This is a genomic window from Puniceicoccus vermicola (genome assembly GCF_014230055.1).
Taxonomy (GTDB): domain Bacteria; phylum Verrucomicrobiota; class Verrucomicrobiia; order Opitutales; family Puniceicoccaceae; genus Puniceicoccus; species Puniceicoccus vermicola.
This window is the reverse complement of record NZ_JACHVA010000101.1, coordinates 61864-84258: the sequence shown is the minus strand read 5'-3', so window position 1 is coordinate 84258 and position 22395 is coordinate 61864. Positions and strand designations below refer to the sequence as shown.

At 54.5% G+C, this 22395-nt stretch carries 12 protein-coding genes; 5 read left to right on the top strand and 7 right to left on the bottom strand.

What is annotated here, in order from left to right; genetic code table 11:
• Genes H5P30_RS12585 through H5P30_RS12575 form a run of 3 tightly spaced genes read left to right on the top strand, consistent with a single transcriptional unit; the run spans position 1 to position 4959 of the window.
• A complete protein-coding gene (locus H5P30_RS12585) occupies positions 1-2004 on the top strand; it encodes a glucosidase family protein (RefSeq protein WP_185693277.1) in 2004 nt (667 codons plus the stop codon).
• 47 nt (positions 2005-2051) lie between these two features.
• The gene (locus H5P30_RS12580) at positions 2052-2867 is read left to right on the top strand and encodes an alpha/beta hydrolase (RefSeq protein ID WP_185693276.1); all 816 of its coding nucleotides are present in this window, start codon (positions 2052-2054) and stop codon (positions 2865-2867) included.
• Between the two features lie 22 nt (positions 2868-2889).
• Entirely contained in the window at positions 2890-4959 is a 2070-nt protein-coding gene (locus H5P30_RS12575; RefSeq protein WP_185693275.1) for a sialate O-acetylesterase, read from the top strand.
• A 119-nt stretch (positions 4960-5078) separates the two neighbouring features.
• Here the strand turns inward: H5P30_RS12575 and H5P30_RS12570 are convergent, their stop codons facing one another.
• From H5P30_RS12570 to H5P30_RS22685, 7 genes are read right to left on the bottom strand one after another with little or no spacing between them, the layout of a single operon-like run.
• The gene (locus H5P30_RS12570; RefSeq protein WP_185693274.1) at positions 5079-6452 is read right to left on the bottom strand and encodes a mandelate racemase/muconate lactonizing enzyme family protein; all 1374 of its coding nucleotides are present in this window, start codon (positions 6450-6452) and stop codon (positions 5079-5081) included.
• An 18-nt stretch (positions 6453-6470) separates the two neighbouring features.
• Positions 6471-8228 (bottom strand): FAD-dependent oxidoreductase, encoded by a 1758-nt coding sequence (locus H5P30_RS12565; protein WP_185693273.1) that lies wholly within the window; start codon positions 8226-8228, stop codon positions 6471-6473.
• Complete coding sequence (locus H5P30_RS12560; protein WP_185693272.1) at positions 8218-9222, bottom strand: hypothetical protein; 1005 nt, start codon at positions 9220-9222, stop codon at positions 8218-8220. Before H5P30_RS12560 ends, H5P30_RS12565 begins: the two co-directional genes overlap by 11 nt.
• A 32-nt stretch (positions 9223-9254) precedes the next feature.
• On the bottom strand, positions 9255-11597 hold the full coding sequence (locus H5P30_RS12555) for a sialate O-acetylesterase (RefSeq protein WP_185693271.1): 2343 nt from the start codon (positions 11595-11597) through the stop codon (positions 9255-9257).
• A 9-nt stretch (positions 11598-11606) separates the two neighbouring features.
• Positions 11607-15827, bottom strand: a complete 4221-nt coding sequence (locus H5P30_RS12550; RefSeq protein WP_185693270.1) for a family 10 glycosylhydrolase — start codon at positions 15825-15827, stop codon at positions 11607-11609.
• Entirely contained in the window at positions 15812-20710 is a 4899-nt protein-coding gene (locus H5P30_RS12545) for a hypothetical protein (RefSeq protein ID WP_185693269.1), read from the bottom strand. Before H5P30_RS12545 ends, H5P30_RS12550 begins: the two co-directional genes overlap by 16 nt.
• Before the next feature lie 15 nt (positions 20711-20725).
• Positions 20726-21169: a sulfatase-like hydrolase/transferase gene (locus H5P30_RS22685; RefSeq protein ID WP_246459709.1), complete on the bottom strand. Its 444-nt coding sequence runs from the start codon at positions 21167-21169 to the stop codon at positions 20726-20728.
• Between the two features lie 168 nt (positions 21170-21337).
• Between H5P30_RS22685 and H5P30_RS12535 the strand changes: the two genes are divergently transcribed.
• Both H5P30_RS12535 and H5P30_RS12530 read left to right on the top strand, forming a co-directional pair.
• On the top strand, positions 21338-21550 hold the full coding sequence (locus tag H5P30_RS12535; protein WP_185693267.1) for a hypothetical protein: 213 nt from the start codon (positions 21338-21340) through the stop codon (positions 21548-21550).
• A gap of 486 nt (positions 21551-22036) precedes the next feature.
• Positions 22037-22372 carry a sulfatase/phosphatase domain-containing protein gene (locus tag H5P30_RS12530; RefSeq protein WP_185693473.1) on the top strand — a complete coding sequence of 112 codons (336 nt, stop codon included), beginning with the start codon at positions 22037-22039 and terminating at the stop codon, positions 22370-22372.
• Positions 22373-22395 lie beyond the last annotated feature (23 nt).

Sequence of the window (22395 nt, the reverse complement as noted above, 5' to 3'; positions counted from 1 at the left end):
ATGACGCTCGAATACTCTTCCCTAATTCCCACCAGCCCACACGGTTTTGGTCTGGGCACCACGCACTATATCTCGGGACGCATTTCGGCCTGTGTTGCAGCCCAAGGGGGGCTCTATGGAATCCGCTACTACGGTCAGCAGCCACACGCTAAAAGTTTGTTTTTCGAAGCGGCGATCGAATCCGGCTTCAATAAGCTCTTTCGCCTACAGGTGATCATCGATGGCCGCATCTACTTTCCGGAGTTCAACCAAACGCAACATATGCCTTTTGGCTTTCAGTCGCAATGCACTCTGGAAGGAGTGACTCTGCGCCACTCTCTAATCCTCGATCAGAACCTTCTCGCCCAACGCATCCAAGTCCTCGAAAACCCCGAAAATCGCGAAATCCGCGCCCGGTTAATTGTGCACGGCCACCTACGGACCAAAGTAAACGGTCGAATCAACCAAGCCTGGGAGGTCCTAGGCGCCGAAGGTTTATATACACGAACGATCGACGAGGTCGACGAATCCGAGGGCAACTCCGTGGAAACCCGGATCAAACTCGGATCAACCCAACCGCTCGCGATACAGACACGCAAAGGCACCTTCAAATACTATGTCGAAACGACTCGACCCTCGGAATCCGCCACTTTCTACCTCGCCTTCAATCATACGCCCGAATCGGCGGGAATGGATGCACAAATAGACCGGAAGATTAAGAACTATGAAGAGGGCCTGCGAAATGGATTACGCTTTGAAAGCGGCAACCCCTGCCTCGATTCGGCCCTGACCAACGCAGTCCCGACCGTCTGCTCCCTCGAATTGGCCGACACTCCCGGGGCGGTTCGCGCCTCGCAGTCCTATTGGGTTTGGGGATGGGATAGCATGGTTCACGCCGAAGCCTGGCTCTGGAGCGGTCAAACCCGTCTCGTTCGCGACATGCTCTCCTTTTGCGAGGATACCGCACACCCGGAGAAAGGAGTTGCCCATGCTCTTCACAGTGACTTCTCCCTGCAACACTCGATGGCCCCCAGCGCACAGTGCCTCTATGTGGTCATGCTTTACAACTACTTCGCCGCCACTGGAGATCAGGAGACCCTCGACAAGCACCTACCCTTTGCCCGCACGATCCTCGAGAAAGCCGGAGCGGCACGCTCCCAGCACAATTCACTTAGTACCGGCAAAGGCTTTTTTCCCGATCATCCGGAGGAGTTAGAGCAGAAGGAAGACGACATCAGCCTGATCAACAACTCGCTCTACTTCCAAGCGCTTTCTGCCGTGAACGAGATATGCGGTGGCTACGAGGATGAACTGAGGCAACTACAAGCCGACATGGAAACGGTCCTTTGGGATACAGAACAGGGCTACTGGGTCGATTCGGTGGACGAAAAAGACCTGACCCAACGCAAATACTATCCGGCATACGGTCAGCTTTACGTTTCTCCTTTCGGCACCCAGCCGAAAGCGGAATCCAACGGAGCCATCGGAGCGTTCCTGAGGGAGCACTCGCTCTTCGAGCATGGCATTTATATGTTCCCCCGCTCAATGCCCGGCTTTATGGCAGACGGCAACCAACTGGGAGCCTACTATCCATCCGTCGATCGCTATTATTGGAACATCATGAACCGATGCGGTCACATCGGTTCCGCCGATGATTTTGAGCGAATCGTCACCCACTTCTGGAACGAACACTCCTATCCGGAAGGGCTGACCCACGAAACGGAGAACGTCGATCCGGCCCTCGACAATCCTGGCTGCAAACAGGCCTTCGCCGCCCGCAGTTGGTGCTGCGACGCCCTCGAACTGCATTTTGGACTCCGCGTCGATCTAAACGGATTCCATCTCAACCCGCTCCCGTCCGGCAACGCGTTCAAGGTCTCCGGGCTCATGCTTCGCGGAAGAAAGATCTCGATCGAACGACAGGCATCGAACGAAGCGATGCGGATATTTCTGAACGACACCGAGGTCGACTCCCCCATTCGCTGGGAACAGTTGGAGAACCGAAACTACATTCGTATCGAATGATCGCTCCTTCAAAGTGTATTCTCCCTTTACTCGGGTTCGCATTCGCGATGCTCTCCCCCCTCTATTCCTCCCAGGAAGCAGAGATCAAGCCCGACCAATTCGAATTCTACAAGACTGTTGACGGGAAAGATTTCGACCTGCACATCTTTACTCCAGAGGGACACCAACCATCCGACGTCCGCCCGGCCATCGTTTTCTTTCACGGTGGGGCCTGGAGGGGTGGAAATCCAAGGAGCCTTTATCCGCAGTGCCGGTATCTTGCCGACCGTGGCATGATCGCGATCTCGGTCAAATACCGCGTCCGCAGTCGAGATGGCACCTCTCCCCGCGAATGCGTCATGGATGCGAATTCGGCGATGCGCTGGGTCCGGGCGAACTCCGACCAACTGGGAATCAATCCGGATCGAATCGCTGCCGGAGGAAGCTCGGCCGGAGCACAGATGGCAGCAGCCACCGCGACTACCACGAAGTTCAATGACCCCGGAGACGATCCGGATATCGACTGCCGACCCGACGCACTCGTCCTCTTCAACCCGGTTATCGACAACGGCCCGGGGCCCGACAGCTTCGGCCACTACTGGGTGGCCGATTATTGGGAAGACTTTTCCCCTCTCCATAATATCGATGAGACCACGCCTCCCACGATTATTCTGGTCGGATCCGAGGATACCGCGAGCAAACCAGCGGCCTGCCGGGAATTCCAACGCCAAATGGAAGCGCACGACCGACGCTACGACCTGCTGATCTACGAGGGCCAGACTCACGGATTCTATCTCAAAGATCCTCACTACGAGGAGATTACCAATCAAGCGATGGCCCGGTTCCTCCAATCAATCGGATTCATTGCGGAAAGCCCCAATTAACCACTTCCACCTTCACAGCCCCATGAAAAGTATCCTCACCTTCGGACTCGCCCTCTTCCTAGCCACTAGCACCAGTCTGCTGGCCGATGTCAGACTTCCCGGCATCATTTCGGACCATATGGTTTTACAGAAGGGCGAACATGTGCCCATCTGGGGCTGGGCCAGCCCCGGAGAGAGTGTACAGGTTTCCTTAGGCGAGCAGAAGGTCAAAACGACCGCCACGGAGAACGGAGAATGGCGGGTGGACCTGCCCTTAGACGACCTTCCCCAAGGGCCGCATACCCTAGTGGTGGAAGGCAACAACCGGGTGGAAGTCGACGACGTCGTTCTCGGCGAGGTCTGGCTCTGCTCGGGCCAATCGAATATGGCCTTTATCCTCAAACATAGTATCGGATTCCAAAGAGAAGAGAAACTGCCGGAGGATCGCAAACTGCGTCAGTTCCATGTCACTGGTCCCATCCACGAATTTCCCAAGGAGGATATTCGCGGGAAATGGGTTATTGCGAATGCCAAATCGATTCCCCGGTTCACCGCAGTCGGCTACTTTTTTGGAAAGCGCCTCTCCACGGAACTCGACGAACCAGTAGGTCTGATCATCGCCTCGGTTGGAGGCACTGCCGTCGAAGCCTGGACCAGCCGGGATGCCTTGGCACAAATCCCGGAGCTCAGAGTGTCCGCGGAGAAGTATCACGAACAATACTACCAAATCTATCCGGGACAACTGGAGCGCTTCGCAAATGAATGGAACCAATGGATCGAATCCTATGATCGCCAGGTCGACACAACCCAAGATCCGGAACGGTTCACAAACCCGGGTTCAAATGATTGGGATCCGATCGAACTGCCAGGCTCCATCGCCCCCTCCGGAGATGCTGTCGCCGGAGTCGTTTGGCTACGCCGTACGGTCCAGATAGAAGACCCGTCTGCGAGCCATTGGTGGGTTCTGGAACTCGGGGATGCGAGCGGTCTTTGCGACATCTATTGGAACGGTCACAAAATCCGGACGGCCGATGTGGAGGACATTTCCCAACAAAAGTATCCGCTCCGCGGCAATATCCCGAATAAATGGATTTTGGAAGGCGACAACCAACTCGTCGTCTGCATGTACCAGCCACGGGAAGGTTTCTCGATTGGAGGTGAGCTCAAGCGTTTTCGCCTTTCCTATGGGAACACGTCACAATCGTTACAGGGAACCTGGGAGGTAAAAACCGAGGTTCTTCTTCCTCCTCTGAGCGAGAAAGCTCGCAACGACTTTCCCAAGATCCCTGCACAACCCCAAACCGCCGCAAAAAATCTGCCTTCCGGCTGGTTCAACAGCAAGATCGCCCCCATCATTCCTTTCGGGATACGAGGAGTGATCTGGTATCAGGGAGAATCGAACGCTGGCCGCGCCTACCAATACCGGGAAAGTTTCCCCCTCATGATCCAAGACTGGCGGACTCGCTGGGGGCTCGGCGAATTCCCGTTCTATTGGGCTCAATTGGCAAACTACGGACAAAAATCGGAAACTCCGGAAGAGAGCAACTGGGCCGAACTTCGGGAAGCACAGACTCTCGCGCTACGGCTTCCCAATACGGGACAGGCCATTCTCACGGATCTCGGCGAATCTCGAGACATTCATCCACGTAACAAGCAGGATGTCGGGGAGCGCCTGGCGATGATCGCTCTTGCCAAAGACTACGGACGAGACATCTCCTATTCCGGTCCGCGCTACCAGGATATGAAGATTGAGGAGGACCGGATCCGCCTCACCTTTGACGACGTCGACGGCGGCTTGGTGGCCCAAGAAATTCCCGACACTTATGTGGTGCAATCACGCACAGATTCGACCGCCTCACTGGTACGAAACCGTCCGGACAGCGAACTCGAAGGATTTGCGATCTGCGGTCCTGACAGAGAATGGTATTGGGCCGATGCGACCATCGACGGCAATTCCGTCATCGTCCAATCCCCAGAGGTGAGCCAACCAGTCGCCGTTCGCTACAATTGGGCTGACAACCCGAGTGGCAATCTCTACAACCAAGCAGGCCTCCCCGCCCACCCGTTCCGGACGGACGACTTTCCGCTCACAACGGAAAAGGCGAAATACTAACCGATTCCAGCTCCCCGCAAATCCGTAATTTCCCGCATACTGCCCGGTCAGAAAACACACACGGGACGGACCACAAATGGGATTAAGAGGACATTGGGGCGTCTCCCGGTCATGAGAATCTATCCTTCGAACACGGGTAGCGGCAATTCTCGCTCGATCCTATCAACTTGATAACCGAAGCCGGGTCCGGAAAGAGTCGACAGGTTCAGAACCCCTTGAGCTCGTCGATACACTCCCGGATGGACTTTCGCTTCGGGCAAAGACGCATCGGGATAGAACTGAGGAGCATTGGACTCCAGTCCCATAATCGTGCCCGCGTGAGCCGCTAACTGCGCGTGGGGAATCATCGCCAACATGGGATTGGTCAGATCCTGCACCATCAGGGTCATGCCGTGGGCTTTCGCCCAGCAAAGGGAGAGTAAGGCTCCGGTCTGGGTCTTGCAGGTCTTCAACGCCACATTGTTCCATCCCAAGCGCCGTCCCAGACGAATCATCCGCCAATCATGCGCGCTCTCGTCCATGAAAAGAGGCTTCCGAGCCGCAATCGAATGAACATCCATAGGAAACTCCTCCAACTCATAGGGAAAGGGTTGCTCCACGTAGAGGAGCATACCATAGACCCTCGGTTCTTCGACCCGGAGCCGATCCAGCATTGCATTCACATAGCCGGGATCGGGAGCGGTGCAGTTGTAGTCGGCACAGAGCCATTGAACGCCCAGATCCATCCCCAAATGGCCGATCCTCACCAGACGGTCATAGTCCCAGGCTTCATCGTTCCCCCGGAGTTTAATCTTTAAGCAGGTCAATTCATCTCGAATGATCCAGTCCCGCAAGAGAACCGGATAGTCATCCTTCGGCTCGTTCCCCGTAAGTTCAGATTCACTCACCGGGTCCGTCCCTCCGACAGAATGCCAAACGGGAATCTCCTTCGCGGGCTTCACCAGAAAGTCTTCTGGAAAAAGTCCATCGAAAGAACCCCCCTCAGCGTCGGGCTCCAGGTAATACGCTAGGTCTTTGGACAAGTGTTGCTTGCCTAAACAGTCATAGACGTTGAGGCCGTGCAACTGCCCGTAAGCGTCATACAGCGCGAGATCAAAGGCGGATGCACAGACCAATGCCGCCAACTGCGATAAACGCGCCTCGCCTTCCCTCCCACGATTGAAGTCATCACGTAGACCCGGCAATCGATTCTCGAGAAACGAGTGCCCGATCTCAAAGGGATGCCCCGAAGCGCCAAAGTCGGTCCATGCCTGAGCGATTTCTCCGCAGAATTCTTTCAATCCCTGCTCGCGTTGAGAAAACGGAAGTGTCCCGGGCCAGACCCAACCCACGTTCAAAGGAGTTTCTCCCCAACCTTTGGCCGAACGACCCTCGTAGCTGACTGCAATCGCAACCCGCGCACAGACCACTTCTGACATCGTGGCCTTCCCAAACTGGTAGGGGATCCGGGATGTTACTGGCAGAAAATAGAGCTGAACCTTTTCAATCTTCATCGTCTCTTTCTTATCCAATCAGGCAACTTCCCAAGCAAACACTTCGGCAATTTCATTACCCCAGGTTTCATCGATCACCAAACGAATCGCTTTCGTTGTCACGGGAACCGGAACCCGAACCAACCGTTGAAAATTCTCGGTTTCCGAAAACACCGCTTCCCACTCCCCGTTCTCTGTTTCAACCAACAACCGGAATCCTCGGACAAGAGTGGGTTCCGGCCGGATATCCCATCCATCCCGCGGATACCAGAGAGGCATATTCGCCCATTTGCGTTTCAGGTTGCTATTGAAGATCATGCGGGTCCGTGACAACTCCACGGCCTCGTCAAATCGATACTCCGCCCATGAGCCGACTTCAGCCTTCCAAGCATGGAGCTTGTCACTATCCTCATCCTCACGATCATGTCCATCCCGCAAGGCTTGAGGATCGTTCACAGATGCGGTCAACTCCGCCTGTACCGTCAACTTCGGCATTCCTCGAGGAATCCCCGGCAACCAACAGTCATCGTCCTGCAAGATGGTCTGAAGCTCTCGGAGGTGCTCCTGTCCCACTTCGCGCGGAGTGCACTTTTCCCGGGAGGCTAACGCCGCAGCCGTACCGACGGCCTGTCCCATCACAGCGCAGGTCGCCATGACGCGTGTGGTGCAGAGAGCCACGTGAGTTGCACTGATATTGCGCCCCGCCATCATCAGGTTTTCGACGTTTCTCGAATACAAACTGCGAAAGGGAATCCCATAGGGACAGTTCACCTTAAACCAGTCGTGCGAATACTTGCCCTTGCGCAGGGATCCTTTGGAATCGTGATCGTCGATCGGCCACCCGCCATAAGCGACGATGTCGTCGAACTCATTCGGCTTCTGCACATCACTCTGCCTCAAAATATAGTCCCCTACATAACGCAGGCTTTCCCGCTTTCCCGGTAGGAATCCGAACCATTCCAATGCCAGATTCTCGGCGTCGTGATCTCCGTGATTCTTGTAGTGATCGACGAGACCAAGCCCCAGTTTGAGGAGCTCTTCTTTGATTTCTTCCGAGTCGTGGATGGTATCCTCCTCTCCCCCGAGCTCGACAAAGAAACCATTGGCACCACTGACCGGCGTCAGGTTGATCTTTTCGGAATGCTTGGGCGCCTCCTCGTTGTTGTGATAAGTGTGGATCCAGGTGGGGGGCATAAACCGTTGGCGATTCCCCATATCCCGCCAAACAAAGACGAGGCTCATTCCCATCTTGGTCGAGCTGGCTTTCTCGGGGGCTACGGGCTCGTCGAATTCCGAGGCAGCCTCCCGACCCTCCCTCATCTCGGCACCGGCAAAGGAAGCGAGTATGCTATCCCCCGAGCAATCCGCAAAGACATCCGCCCTCACCTCATACCAAGTCTGGGTCGTCGATTGCCAGGCTTTGAGAGAAGTCAGGCGGTGCCCGTCCGCGAAGGCTTCCGTGCAGGAACAATTCAACAATAGGGTCAAGTTCGGTTCCTGCTTTGCAATGCCATGCATGGCCAGATCCCACATCTGCCAGTTTCCGGAAGGATTCCGGTAAAGGGTCTCCAACATGATCTCCTCGATAATGCCGGTTTCCCTCACACTGCGGTCCCACGAGCCAAAGGCTCCCTGTACGGGAACCCGAATCTCACTCGAGGCATTCCCGCCCAGGACCGGTCGGTCATGGACCAATACGGTTTTGGCACCATGGCGAGCCGCAGCCACCGCTGCACAAAGGCCGGCCAGACCGCCCCCGACCACACAAAATTCTACGTTTAGTTTCTCAGTTTTCATGAAAATTGTTCTTCGTTTCCCCATCCTCGACGCCCGGTTCCCGTCCCAGCCGATAACGGACAGACCACTCCTTGCTTCCTCCGGGTTTGATCAAGAGGAGAATAAACTGTTCGGGGCAGATATACCGCGAAGATGCGTGCACACTCACCCGACCCACCGGTTGCCCCGAGAAGCGGGACTCGATGAATTGGCCATTGGTATTCGTAACTTTCAAGACATTCGGATTTTCCGCAGATTCCGGCACCCAGAACTTCACGGTCGTGGGCTTGGTCAATTCGTAGTTAAACGTGATGAAGTCGCTTCCGATTCTGTCCGACTTTTTGAATTGATAAGGATTGATCGGATACGGAAATTCCACGGAATAGTCGGGACCGACGGCGCCTTCCCCGAATTTGAAAAAGGTATGCACGTAAAACTCAGTCCCCAATAATTTCTCCCCCGTATTGGTCAGTCGATAATTCAACTCGATTCGATCTTCGACCAGTAGTAGCTCAACACCCAATGTATACGCATATCCATTGACCGGTCCACATTCCTGCTCAAGACTCGCTCCGTCTTCCCGCCAATCAATCGTTGTTTTAGCCAATTGGATCACTTCCTTGGGACGATAAAATGACCACCGAACAAGACTCCGCCGGAGAACGCCAACCCCGACCTTCATAAAACCTTCATCCATTTCCGCCTGGTAAAATCCCGGAGGTCCGAAAGGATTGGTCGCATCAAAATCCATCGCGAGTCCGGCCCCATCCAAATTCGGATCGTGATCAACCGGAGAGTAGAAAAAGTCCTCCCCGTCCCGAGTCGCCCGCAATATCATAAGCGGCATGAATCGCGTACCCGTATTATACCGCTCCGGCGACTCCGGATCCATTACCTCCAACGTGATCTGCTCATTGCTGAGCACTCGAACGCCTTCGTGACGGCCCGAGACCTCCTGCGCACTCAGTGCACCGACTCCAATCGCCGTTGCTAGAAAAATACCAAGGAAATGCATGAAATGAATTCTCAAGAGATCGGTCGTTGATACTAGTGTTTCTGCACCCAATCAACCCCTTCGGTGACCATGGGCCAGTCGTCGGTTCGGAATACTGCAGCGGGTAGACCTTCTTGATTCACCAGATTTCCGCCGGAAGGACGCTCGGCCCACGAGTAGCGAACCGCTTTCGGTTCCAGCACATCCGGATGACTGACGACAACCGTCTCCCCGTCGACGCGTGCGTTTGCCCAGACCCACTGCCGATCCGCACCGGCCATGGCAAAGCCCCCGAGATCGCCGTCTTTCGCCTGCAGACCTTCCGAGTGGTCGAAGTAGAGGCGTATCTGGCCGTCCTCGATCATCATTTCCCGGTAGAGCGGACCGGAATATTCGATATCCATTCCATAGGCGTTGGCGAGTGCGGCTAAGGCGAGCCGATACCCCACCGGAAGCTTGTCGTGATAGTGAACTCCATCCTCCGGCGTCATCAAATCATCCGTCACCACCATGGCGGTATTGGGAACCGAAAGGGTCCTCCGTTGCATTTCCTTTATCTCCGCTCCTTGGAAATCGCCAGGCTCTCCCTCGTAGAGAGCACCCTTTCCATAGGCGACCTGAACGAAATAAAAGGGCCATTCGGATTCACCCCAAGCCTCCCGCCAGCTCTCGATCATGGCCGGAAATCGCTCTCGATACGCATTCGCCATCGCAGAATCGCTCTCCCCCTGATACCAGAGGACTCCGCGCATCGCAAAAGGGATCATCGGTTCGATCAAGCCATCCCAATGCAATGCCGGCTCATTGTTTCTCTTCATTTTCACCGTGATCTTCGGCTCTTTCGGGGGAGGTTTTCCCTCTTCTTCGGCCTTCTCGACCCTAGCCTTCCATTTCCGGATCTTTCCTGCCGTTTTTCCCAGATGAATGATCTCAAGGACGTTCTCCTGTTCCATAGATTCGTGTCCCTCCAAGAACTCCTCGTAACTCGGCAAAGAACGGTGCAAATCCATACTGGACCAGGTAGAGATGTATGTACCTCCCCGATTCGCCCGGACCAGACCCACCGGAATGCCCAATTCTTCATGGATTCTGATCCCAAAAGCTAAATGAATGGCGAGCCAATTTTTCATCATCTGTGGATCTCCGCCGGAGTCCGCATCCTGCCAACTCACACGGATTCTCTTCTCTCCCGAGTCCACCTCCGTCCCAAACACCGAGCCGAGGCGGACCTCCGGATAGTCGGCCTCGCGTGCCACCTCTGTTCCGCCGGTAGACTGGAGGATCGGTCCTCCCATGTTGGATTGCCCGGAGAGCAACCAAACTTCTCCAACAAGAATACCTGTGCTTCGAATCGTCTCTCCTCCCGACTCCGCCTCAAGGTCGAAAGGACCCCCGGCCTCCATGGGAGGGAATATCACTTGCCAGAGTCCATTTTCGTCCGCTTCGGTTTCAATCGTAGTCTCTGCGAGAGTCACGCGAACATTTTCCCGCGGTTGACTCCAACCCCAAATGGGCAGCTCCTTCCCCCGCTGCAACACTGCCGCATTGCTAAACAAGCCGGCAAACGCAAACTTCGTGGAACTAGGCAACTCCGGGTCTCCCAAGTCTTCGGCTGCCATCAAGTAGCCCCCTTTCAAGTCAGACGGGCGGAGCATCTCGCCATCGACACTTGCCAGCACATGATAGAGACCAACCTTTTCGGGAAGCTCTATCAAAAACTCCTTTCGGAGGGGCCTATCGCTGACAGGGAAAGCCATCTCTCCCAGGGCAATCTTCCCATCCGTCATCTGATCCTCCAGCCAAAGTTCGTAGCGAGTCTCCCGAAACGCATTGCCCCCGATTAGTGTTACCGGGATCGAATCCCCGGGATGAGCGATCCGGCTCCCATCCACCACCATCCGAACACTACTTTCGGGTCTCCCCTCTGCAGGACGCAATTCCCAAACGAATGGGATGTATCCGGGGAAAGAGTATCGTTGATAACGAAGGGTATGCTCACCTTCGGTTAAATAGACGTTCAACTCTTTGAAGAACGGACGGTCTTGATTGCTGGCCTCATCCACGTCCTCTTCCTGACTGGAGAATCCGAGCCTCGAGACGGTTTCCCCATCGATGAAAACATCCCGGTTCCACTCGGGCGGTGCCCCGGCAAACCAAAGCTCGTACCATCCCGCTTCCGGCACCTCGAATGCGTAATCGGCCCAGCCGGTCAGCGGGATTCGTTTGTCCTCGCTCCGGTGAAGAGCGATTTCCTCCTCACTCTCGCGAAAGTCAGCGCGGTCGTAATCCCACCCGTACCGAGTGATCCGCTCACCGTTGGCACTCAAACCCGAAAGAAGGCTCAATCCGAAAAGGATCCATCCAGGTTGTAATATTTGCATCTCAATACTTTTCATTGTGGATCATTATTCAAATGGCACCGGTGACACCTCCAGATCTCCTGGATCCGTGATGTAGCTGGTGAACCAGCACCAAGCGTTTCCTCCCTGATTCTTGACCATCAATCGATTCTCACCTGCGTTCAGGTGAATCCGGGCCACTCGTGGCTTCCAGCGGTGAAACCATGCACCAGTCTCCTCATAAGATTCTTTACCAGAGTCCGTTTCAATCAGGTCACCGTTGATCCAAGCGTTGGCCCACCAATCGCACCCGAGATAGAGGAGAACCTCACATTCTTCCGGACTGTAGATGAAAGTTTGCGCAAATCCGACGTTATACCCCGTCAAACCACTACGCTGGGCAAAATTGACACCACTCTTTTCGTGACGTCCGACGATCTCCTCAGTCTGTGTCCAGACAAGTTCCTGTCCCATTTGGTTTCGATAGGTCGCCTGGATGGATGGATCTCTCTCGGGCGGATATGGCTTCTCCATTGTCCGCTTCACATTCTCGTTGGTCTTTCCGCTAGGAACCCAAAAACTCTGAAACGGAGCTACCGTTGACCATCTCGTAGTATCCAGCGGTGACAATTTGGGGATCAACTGCAATGCATAGACCCCAAATGAAAAGTTGCCCGAAACCTCAAGTACGGCGGCTCCGGATTCTAGCTGAATCTCCGGAAAAATCGTTTTCTCGGGAACTCCCGTCGAGCTCATTTGAACGGGCACCGGTAGGTTTCTGCCCCCAATACTCACCTGAGCCACCCCACTCTCCTCGGCGACGTGCCCTAGACGAAGGGAATAGAACCCCGCCGCGGGGATCTCGATTTCGAAACGAAGCCCATCGCTCAGATTCTTTACCACCTGCGCGAACTTCCATTCAGGATTGTAAGACTCGGATTCTTCGGAACCCCCTTCTCCGATCAGACTTTTCACCAAAGCTTCCGCGTCGGAAAACGGTTCGTCCGGCGCGTATCGATCAGTCAGCAACGATTCCAGGAGATTCGGAAACTGTGTCTTCACCTGATCCTCGGGATAGGGCCCCACTTGTTCATAAATCGCCATCATTGGCGCGGACGTCAAAATGGTCCGAGCTCTCCACCACGATTGTTCCTCTACCGCTTTCCATGCAGCATCCAATTCGATTCGGTAAACTTTCTGTTCGTCTGCGGAGATACTATCGGCAAATACACCCTTTTGGATTTGATCGGCTACACGCTGAGCGAAGGCTAGGCGGCGACGAATCCAATTGATTGCGCGCTCCGGAACCGAAGTCACCGCCGCTTGAATTCTGGCATCTGACGAAGTTCGGAAAGAACGCAAAGCAAAGGGTTCGAGTTCCAGAGTCAACTTTCCGTTTTCCGTGGCAAACTCTCTGTCTGCCCCCAATTGGTAGACAGATTCCTCTGTGCCGAATTCCAGCGTCAGAGTCACGGGATAGCGCTCCCGGTTTACCGCATAAAACCAGTAGGACCCCTCGTAGTTTTGATCCCAAACCGCAACCGGGTCACGTGCCACCTTAATAGGATCAAATGGCACCCGAGGCAAGGCTGCATACTCCCTCATCCATGTAGAGAAGCGATCCTGTTCTCCCCAGAGAATCGGATAGCCCCCGGTCCGGAAAAACATGGTATCCTGTTCGGCCAGCACGGTGGCGTAGCGCTCAAGGAGATGAGGTCCCGCGGCATCGGATCCCGCGCAGTAATGAAGCTTCTTCCTAAAGTGGACTCCGAGCTCCTCAAACGGGAATTCTTTTCCCCACTCCTGGTAGGCTCCATAAGGGGCGAATCCACGGACATAGTTACGCCCGGCGTTCACGTAGTCGGGATCCAGAAACGAGTCATACGCCAACTGATCCGCGAGATAGGTTCGAGACTTCCCTCGACCGAAATTCGCAGTTGTCATGATTCCGATGCCCGGATGGTCCTGAAGTTTCTCCAGATCAATCCCCATCTCAATGAACCGCTGGCTCACGGAAAGAGGAAGACTCGCCCGATGGTTCTCATCGGTGTATCCATCTCCGCAGAGGAAGAGGACCGCATCCGGCTTCGCTTCGCGAATTCTCTCCGCCAGACGTTCGATGAAACGGGTAACCCGATCTTTGCGCCAATCAATCCATTGCTGACGCATGGAATCCGAGGTCAGGAACCGGAAGCGTTGTTCGAATCGAGCCGGATCGTCGGAATTACCCGGAACTTCTACATTCGTATCTTCCTCGAACTGGCGAATCGTCCAGTCTCCATATCCCCAATTCAAACTGGAAAGCGCATAAAGTCCGTCCCACTGCCAAGTATCCAAACGACCGGAAAGCCCAGTGAAGGATTCCGTATCGGCCAGCATATCCGCCAGCTCACCGTAAATGGCGATCATTTTCTCTTGGACGTGAGGATGGAGAACATTCCAATTCGGCCACATTCCTCCTTGGGAATCGGAGGTTCCCCGGCTGTATCCCCACCAGACCGTTGTGTACAATTCCTCGGGGTTCTCCACTCCCTCAATCATCACCCGCTCATTAAAGTATCGCTGCCGGGCCAGAAAAATTTCCGCGACGTAAGAAACTCCATACTTTTCCGCGAGCAAGGCACTCAAGCGCGGCATATTGTTTAGCTTGAGCAAATATCCCTTGAGTTCTTTCGAGTCGTAAGTCGACTGTTGATACGCAACCACCGTTGGCCAAAAAGCATTCATTCCCCGATAGGCAATCCACTCCATCGTCCGATTCAGGCCGATCCAGTCCCGAACCTCCATGGGCAGATCCTGCGGGGTGTTGAAATGCTCATGCCACCGCTCGTGCTCCTCCATCCAAATTCCCGCCAAACGACCCGAACCATTCTGCCCTTGAGAAACCAGCGGACCCTCCACTCTATACAGACGGATCCCGGATGCGGCAGCCCGCTTCCCAATTCGGCTACTCGTTAGCCCTAAGTGAACCTGGTTGCCATTCGGCCAAAATACGACCCGTTCGGTCAGCATCTGATTACTGAGCGGGAGATTTCCACCCGTTTCGTAGCCAAAGGCCCGCGGCATGTAACCTTTCTGCTTATCCCAATCGAACATGTCTAGGATTGAACCGCAGACGGAACGCCATGCGTCATCCGGATGATCGATTTCGATGACGTAAGGCACCCCTGCTTCCGGAATATCCAGCAGAACCGCAAATCCGGAGAAGTTTTCGGAGAAAAGAGATGGATTCGGATCCACATCGGGTCCGCGTCCATCATTGGTCTCTCGATAGGTGCCGATCGCAGAATCCACGATCCGGGTAGCTCCATTCCCCTCCCAATAGTTTTCTCCTAACTCAAGAGCCTCTCCATTCAGCGTCAGAGCCACCAAATCAACCTCACTGACCAATGTCATTGTGGTTTCTCCCGATTCCGGAACGGTCCGTGAACTCGTATCGATTACATAGTAAACGCCCTCGGTGAATTCCCGAGCAGACAGAACGCCATCATCGCTATCGATAAAAAGCTGAAATACCCCCTCTTCCGGGCACGGGATCTCGACAACCCGCTTTTCAACAGAACCCGATGCCGGAAAACGAATGGTATCAATGACCTCCTTGCGATTGTCCAGTAAGTTGACCCGGATCAGATCATAACTCGTCTCCCGATCACCTCCACCGCCGTAAAGCGTCAACTCTACCGATTCTCCCCGTCGAACCTCCCGAAAGGAAGTATAGCCTCCCGAGAATCGGTCTCTGGAGGTTTCTCCCGCAGAACGAATTTGCCACGCACTGGGAAACCCGCCGGGAAACCCCATCCGCCCCACTCGCTGAATTCGAAGCGTGTGCGCACCCTCCGACAGGACTAAATTCGCTTCCTTCACCCACTCCGCGTCCGTCACCTCGTTCACATCAATCCCCGCCAACTCGGCGGCTCGCTTGAAACTATTTCCCACCGTCAACGAGACCCTCTCATCATCGACGAAAATCTCGCGAGCCCACGGTGGCATATTTTTGAGTGACAGCACGTACCATCCGTCCTCCGGCACCTCAAAATCATACTCCAGCTCGGCATCCTGATTCGGAATGGGCCCGTCTTCCGGAATCTCCTTGGGCTCGCCCGACCGATCTTTGCTCAAGACCAATTCACCTCGGTCAAAGTCGAGCGTGCTACGCTCCAGCACAAATTCTTCGGATTCGGTCGCCACTCCGACAAAAGGAAGGAGAAACGTCCCCAATACGAAGCAGCACCGCAGGCAATTGATCGATCGAAAACTCATGGGTTGGTAGTTCAGTCGACTTTCCATTTTACGATTCGACGGTTTCCGGAATCCGCAATGTAGAGCCAGGTCACACCATGCGCGTCCTCTTCTGCCGCGATTCCATACGGTTGATTCAATTCCAATCCTTCCGTGCCATTCCCGAAGTGACCCACGGTTTCGACGATCCGGCCCCGGTCATCCAGTTGCATTACCTGGTGCCGGGAGGGATCCGTCACCCAGATACGACCTTTCCCATCCTGGCAGATTCCTAAGGGCTGACGGAAATCCTGATATCCAGGAGGGCTTGTGACCAAGCGCTCGGAGGACCAATTCACTTCACCCTTCTCCGTCAAAGACAATACCTGAAAGGTACTTCCAGCCGCGAGCAAAAGATCCGGCCCCGGAAGATCAAAAACACCGAATCCGCCATCGGCCGGACTGCCCAAGTTCACCAACAGCTCAGGCTCGGCATCGGGACTCCAATAGTAGAGTGAAAAGTTATTTCCCCAGCGCTCGCCAGGATTCTTCATCCGCAACAAGACGCGGCCTCGTTCATTCAGATGCAAGTCCGTCGGATGGTATTGCGGCCCCTCTATCACGGGCTTGCCGCCATTTAAATACACTGGACCTCTCCACCGATCACCATCCCGTGCACAAAAATATAGATTCGCCCCTCGAGCGGATCCGTTCCAATGGGAAGCCAAATACAAATCGCCATCCTCATCGAAAGCAAATGACTCGAACTCGGGGTGATTTCCTCCGAAACCAGGATCGACGACAACTTCGGCGTTATCACCATCCCGGGGATTCAAACGGTATAACTTGCCCCCGGATGCAAAGTACAAATTCTCCTCGAACTCCTTAATCTGCGTCCGCTGCGTCAAGCCCTTTGACTCCTCGACAAAAGGAACCACTTTTCGGTCGAATGAAAATTCCGTCGATGTCAGAGACACTTCGTGAACAAGAGCTCCGCCGTAGGGGGATTCAAACGCGAGAAACAGATTACCCTCTGGACTCAGGTCGAGATCGATCGCCTTCTGAGGCAACCGATGCGCTACGGACTTCACCCACTCGCGCGATCCCGAATCCCACTGCAGAAGCTGTATCTCCCACCCCCCTGCGGTTAAAAGTGCCAGTGCTAACCCCGAGTCCGACACGGCTAGAGCTTCGGGAGAGACATCGAGAATCGCAGTCAAAAGATTTCCTTTCGGATCGTAGACATTGATACGATCCGCAAACAACAGGAAGATCTCACCATTCGGGACAACTTCCCCACCGAGACAATTCCCCAAAGCCAGAACCCGGTCCAAACGTCCGTCCCGATGGTAAAGGGCAACTTCCGGCTTCGAGCGGTCGCCGGAACTGAGAACCACACGTCCATCCGGATGCACCGCGATAATTTTCGCCCACCGATCGGGTAACAGGAACTCTCCGTACTCCTGCGCCAGGATCCTCCCAGTCTGCCCGTCATAATAGCGAGGTTCCTGATTCCCAGACTGGGTGAGAAGTTCATTTTCGGGCGTCACTCGAATACTCGTCACGTTCTCGGGACGCACCGGATCTAAGGTCGGGGAACGAAGATCTTTTCCAAAAGAATACGGAGCAAAGAGGCTTAACTCTCGGATCGACTTTCCGCCAGGATCCCACGCCTGCAGACGGTTCGGCGAAGCGATCCAAAGGAATCCATCAGGGCCAAAATCCATATCGTAGATCGCAGGAAGCCCCTGCTCCTTTTCGGTGAAGACGACCTCCAGTTCGCCCGCCTCAGTTGAGCGCCAATGAACACCGTGAGGAACGCTTCGCTCCCACATTCCTTCGGGATATCGCCCGGTCAGGTAAAATATTTTCACCGGAGCTTCCCGCTGCAGCCACCCCCAGGCTTTCGCGTAATGGCCTTCGTCAAAGGCATCCATGGCTGCGTTCAAGCAATACAAGGCCTTCTCAAACGTCGGGCCGTCTACCTCCGGAGCCAGCTCGCCCGCCTCCAAAGAGTCGCGAATCTCCGTCGCAGAATCCACTACACTCTCGACTCGAAGAACAAAATCTTCGGGAACTTCGACTTCGACTGCGCCCACGGTGGCACGGCCCTTGAAGCGATAGGCTCGCATCATGAACGGCTCCAATTTGACTGTCAGCACGTCATCGACCGTTGTCACGGCACTTCCACCCGGAGCCGGAAAGACATCATTTCCGCCCACCTGAACACGAGCCTCAACCGCAACCGGAAGTCGGTTCACCAAATAAAAAAACGAATCTCCTTCATATTCGTCCAAAGTCCATAGCGCAACGGGATCCCGGACCGATTCGCTGTGGGTGAAGGCCTCGGTCGGAAGCGACCGAAACTCCCGAAAGAAAGGCTGAAGCAATTCGGGAGTTCCGAAAATCCAACCCGATCCCCCATTGCGGAACATCGCCGTGTCGTTTTCCGCCATCGCATGGGCATACATCCCACGTTCATAGACTCCGCTCGGCAAATTCGCATCAAATGCCGAATACGGCTTCCCCCCCAACTGCGACCAATCGAGATTCCGATTTACCTCATAATACTCGCTGTAGATACCGTACGGGCGCAGCCCAGAAGACTGTATCTGCTGACTCTGCTCTTCGTGCTGAACCTCGAACTTCCGCGCGTCAGAAATCGGCATGGAAAAACGTCTTCCATAACGACTTCCCTCCGGCATCAAGACAAACTCGTCCCCATCCGCGTACCGCTCCCAATCCATTCCCACGGCCCGCAGGTTATCAATTACTCCATCACCGTAGGACTCGCTCGGATTCATATCGTAAATATGAAAATAGAGCTTGGCATCCGGCTTCGCCTGCCGAATCCGGGTCAGCAACCGTTGGTGGTAATCATAGATCCGGTCGCACCTCCACTCGATCCACTCGTCCATCGCATCACCGGTGAGAAATCGAAACCGTTCTTGAAATCTCTCCGGGTCTCCGTCCGCACCGGGCACCCGGATCCCGGTATCTTTCTCGAACTCGGAAATCGTCCAATCGTCGTATCCCCAGTTTAAGCCAGGAAGGCTGTTCCAACCCTGCCATTGCCAGGTAAACATCATCCGGGTGGAAATACCGGCAAAGGCTTCCGTATCCGACAGAGTGTCGGCCAACTCGCCCAATATATTGATGTATTTTTCCTGAACATCCGGATGGAGTGCATTATAGACAAAGGCTTCCCGCGCATACCGAGTGTCCCCATCCTTATCCTGAATCACGCGCTCCTCCGCGCGCGGTGAGGCATAGGTGATTACCAATTCTCGATTGCGTCCCTCTCCGACGTATTCATGATCGACTCCCATAACTTCCGCGTCGAACCATCCCTGCCCGGTCAGGTGAAACTCTGGGATGAACTTCGAACCGTATTTTTCGGCGATTAGAGTGGCCAACCGAACTTCGTTATCCGGCGTACTGAAATACCCGTCCAACTCGCTGCTGGGAAACGTATTGGCCTGATACACATTGATCGTCGGAAACATCAAGTTGGCACCGATATGGCGATTCCACTGCCCCCATCGATTCAAAGTCAATAGGTCGTCGGAGATGCCATCCTTGCCTCCTCCGAAGAACTTGAGCCACCGCCCCGGTTCTTCGAAAAAATACCCAAAGGTTCGTCCTCTCGTTTCACCGAGAGGAGCCGCCGCCAAACCGGACTCGACGAGATCGATTTGAATTCGCGCTGCCGCCGCTTTCATATAGGGAACCAAGTTTAAAACGGCTACGACGACATGATCGGTATCGCGGGGATAGAAATAGGATTGATGGACCTTCATACTGTGAGAGAGCGGATACTGGTCTCCGGTCTCGACTCCCCCGGTATTAATCGTCCCACCTGCAGTTCCCGACCGAGTTCCGTCATTGACCCAAAAGCCCATGCTTCTGCGATCATCGTCGGGATACTCGACGCGCAGTCGGTAAAGACGATTGGCCTCCGGAAGCCGTATGCGATAGGAAAACCCGTCGAGTCCCCAGTGACCATCCCCCGCGTTTCCGAGGCCTGAAGACTCCCGGTAAGTCCCGAAAGAGGTCTCGACCACTTTGGTCTCGCCCTCTTTCTCCCAGAAACCGGATTCGGGTGGGGGTGCGGAGCAATCGATATCCACAACCCTCCGGAATTTCATTTCATCCGGAGCTGGCGGCGGGTTCTGAACATCTACGGCAATGAAGGTCCGGGCTTTCAAGTCCCCCGGTCGTAAAATCGTTTCGCCCGACCGGGCTTGCAGAGTGTAGGCGGCCTCTTCCGGAAATATCACTTCAACGCTCTTTTCGACGGGAACGGACGAAGCTGGAAACTCAAGACTTCCGACCGACTGGAGCACGTCGGAATCGCTCTTCCGAATGAGCAGTTCGTAGTTTTCCGACTTTCCCGTTCCTCCTCCGAGAAAGGCAAGAATCTGCGGTTGCCCGGCGCGCACGACATAGCGATCCATATCTGCGATACGAATCGAACTCTCCGCCCTGCCATCGCCCGGGCGTAGCTCCCAACGGCTGGGCAGCACTCCCGGAAACGTGACCCGATGAAAACGGATCGTATGCGAACCTTCCTCCAGCCACAAATTCGCCCCTTTGAAGAGATCGGTTTCCGGGTCCCGGTCGAGCTCCGAAGATTGGACATGTTCGAATATCTTTTCCCCGTCTAAATAGATGGTTTGAGTCCAGCTCGCCGGAATTCCGGCCGACCACAGGGCATACCACCCATCTTGCGACACTTCAAAATCGTACTCGGTCCAGCCGATGACATTTTTCAGAATCCCCTCCTCACGGGCCTCTTCCGGCTTGGCCCAATCATACCAGTGCAAATCGGAACGATCGAAACTCCAGCCCTCCCGGGCAATCGTGCCATCTCCGTCACCCAATGCCGTTAGTGATAACACGGCACCGAGCATCCAACCGACCAAGGATCCTTTTCGAAAAAATCTCTTCATTTCTCTGCTTCCGCTTTAAGCGGTTCTTTCGATCTCCCAATTCAACTGTTCCCGATGGGATGGCCGCGTATCCGGCTGCGGAGCCCCGGGGGTGCTTCTGTCCTCCAAAACATAGCGGGAAAAGAGCTTCGTCAGTTCTTCTTCCACCTCGGGAAAATCCGCCCGCACGTTTTCCCGTTCGCCAATATCCTCCCATAGATCATAAAGCTGGATCGCGGGCAAATGAGAGGTGTCATCCATGTAGCGACCGGTTAGAATACTATAACGCGACGGGGTGTAGACTGCCGAACTCGAATGGGCGTCCGTAAACGACATTCCCCGAGCCGCCATACGGTCCAGGTTCGGCGTGCGAACGGCAGCATTTTCGTTCAGACAGCTCAAGTCACCGTAGCCCATATCGTCCGCGAGGATATAAACGATGTTGGGACGACGGATAAAAGAAGAAGATTCGCGGAGCATAGAGGGTAAATACGGGAGAGAACCGAAGTTTTCGCCCATCCGACAATCAGAATACAGGGGAATCAGGGATAGGCTTGCATTGAAGAATACGATCAACAACTATCCTATGGTAGTTACTTGTCAACCGAACATTTCCTTTTGGCACAATCATTCGATCCATCCCCAAACATGAAACCGCCCAATATTCTTCTCATTACGACCGATCAACAACGCTTCGATCACTTGGGCTTGGCCGGGGTCAAAGGCGAATGGCAGTTTAAGGATATCTACGCATCGCGAAACCACCCCACCAGCTGGCGCTGGTCCCCCCCTCCTACTCGTAGGCATATCCTTACACACAAATCCGGTGAGCAACACGGTCTTGAACATACTTTTGGTTGAGAGGCTAATTTCACTGTGGTTTGACTTTGTTCGATTGCTCCCTCCTAAGGCCGAAGGTCTTATTTACCCTAGCCTCGGGCGACGCCCGAGGTGAAACGGATGGGATAGCTGGTAGGCTGAAAGTCCTACCTCAATCGCTCCGGATGAACGCGCTAAAGCACGCTTTCAGCGTGCCCATTTCTTGCTTTGGGATCCTCGGGCGTAGCCCGAGGCTAATCTTGAATGGCGCTTTCAGCGCACCGATGGACCGTCACGAATCCAGCGAAAACCTTAACCCAATCTAAGTTCCTTGTCATAAGCATTGTCGTCGACTCGAAGAGACGAGAAAAATGTGTGTAAGGATATGCTCGTAGGAGGGAAGTTGAAAACTTCAGTAGAGACTCCTCCCCTGCTTGGAGGGGAGGGGGATCCCGCGGACGCGGGATGGAGGGGTTCTTTTCGACGTGCCAATCGCCAGATTATCTTCGCAAGAGCTCTTAAACTGCCATTCGGGTTAAAGGCTACCCCCACCTACAGGGAAACGATCTGAGCCCCGTTCTAAACGGGGCAACCGGTCAGGTTCAGAACTCCATTCTTGTCGAATGTCGCCCGAACCGAGAACATCTCAATCAGATCACTCTCGTCACGACCCCCTACAAACTGATCCTCACCCAAGGATTTTCCTTGGGCGAACTGTACGACCTCCGCAATGACCCCGATCAATACGAGAACCTTTGGACACACCCCGAACACCAAAAGACCAAGACCGACCTCCTCGAAAAGCTGATCCGCAAGCGCATGGATTCGGAACCCCATTTTCAGCCCCGGACGACTTTCGGCTGAGGCTTGATTCGATCCACGCAAAA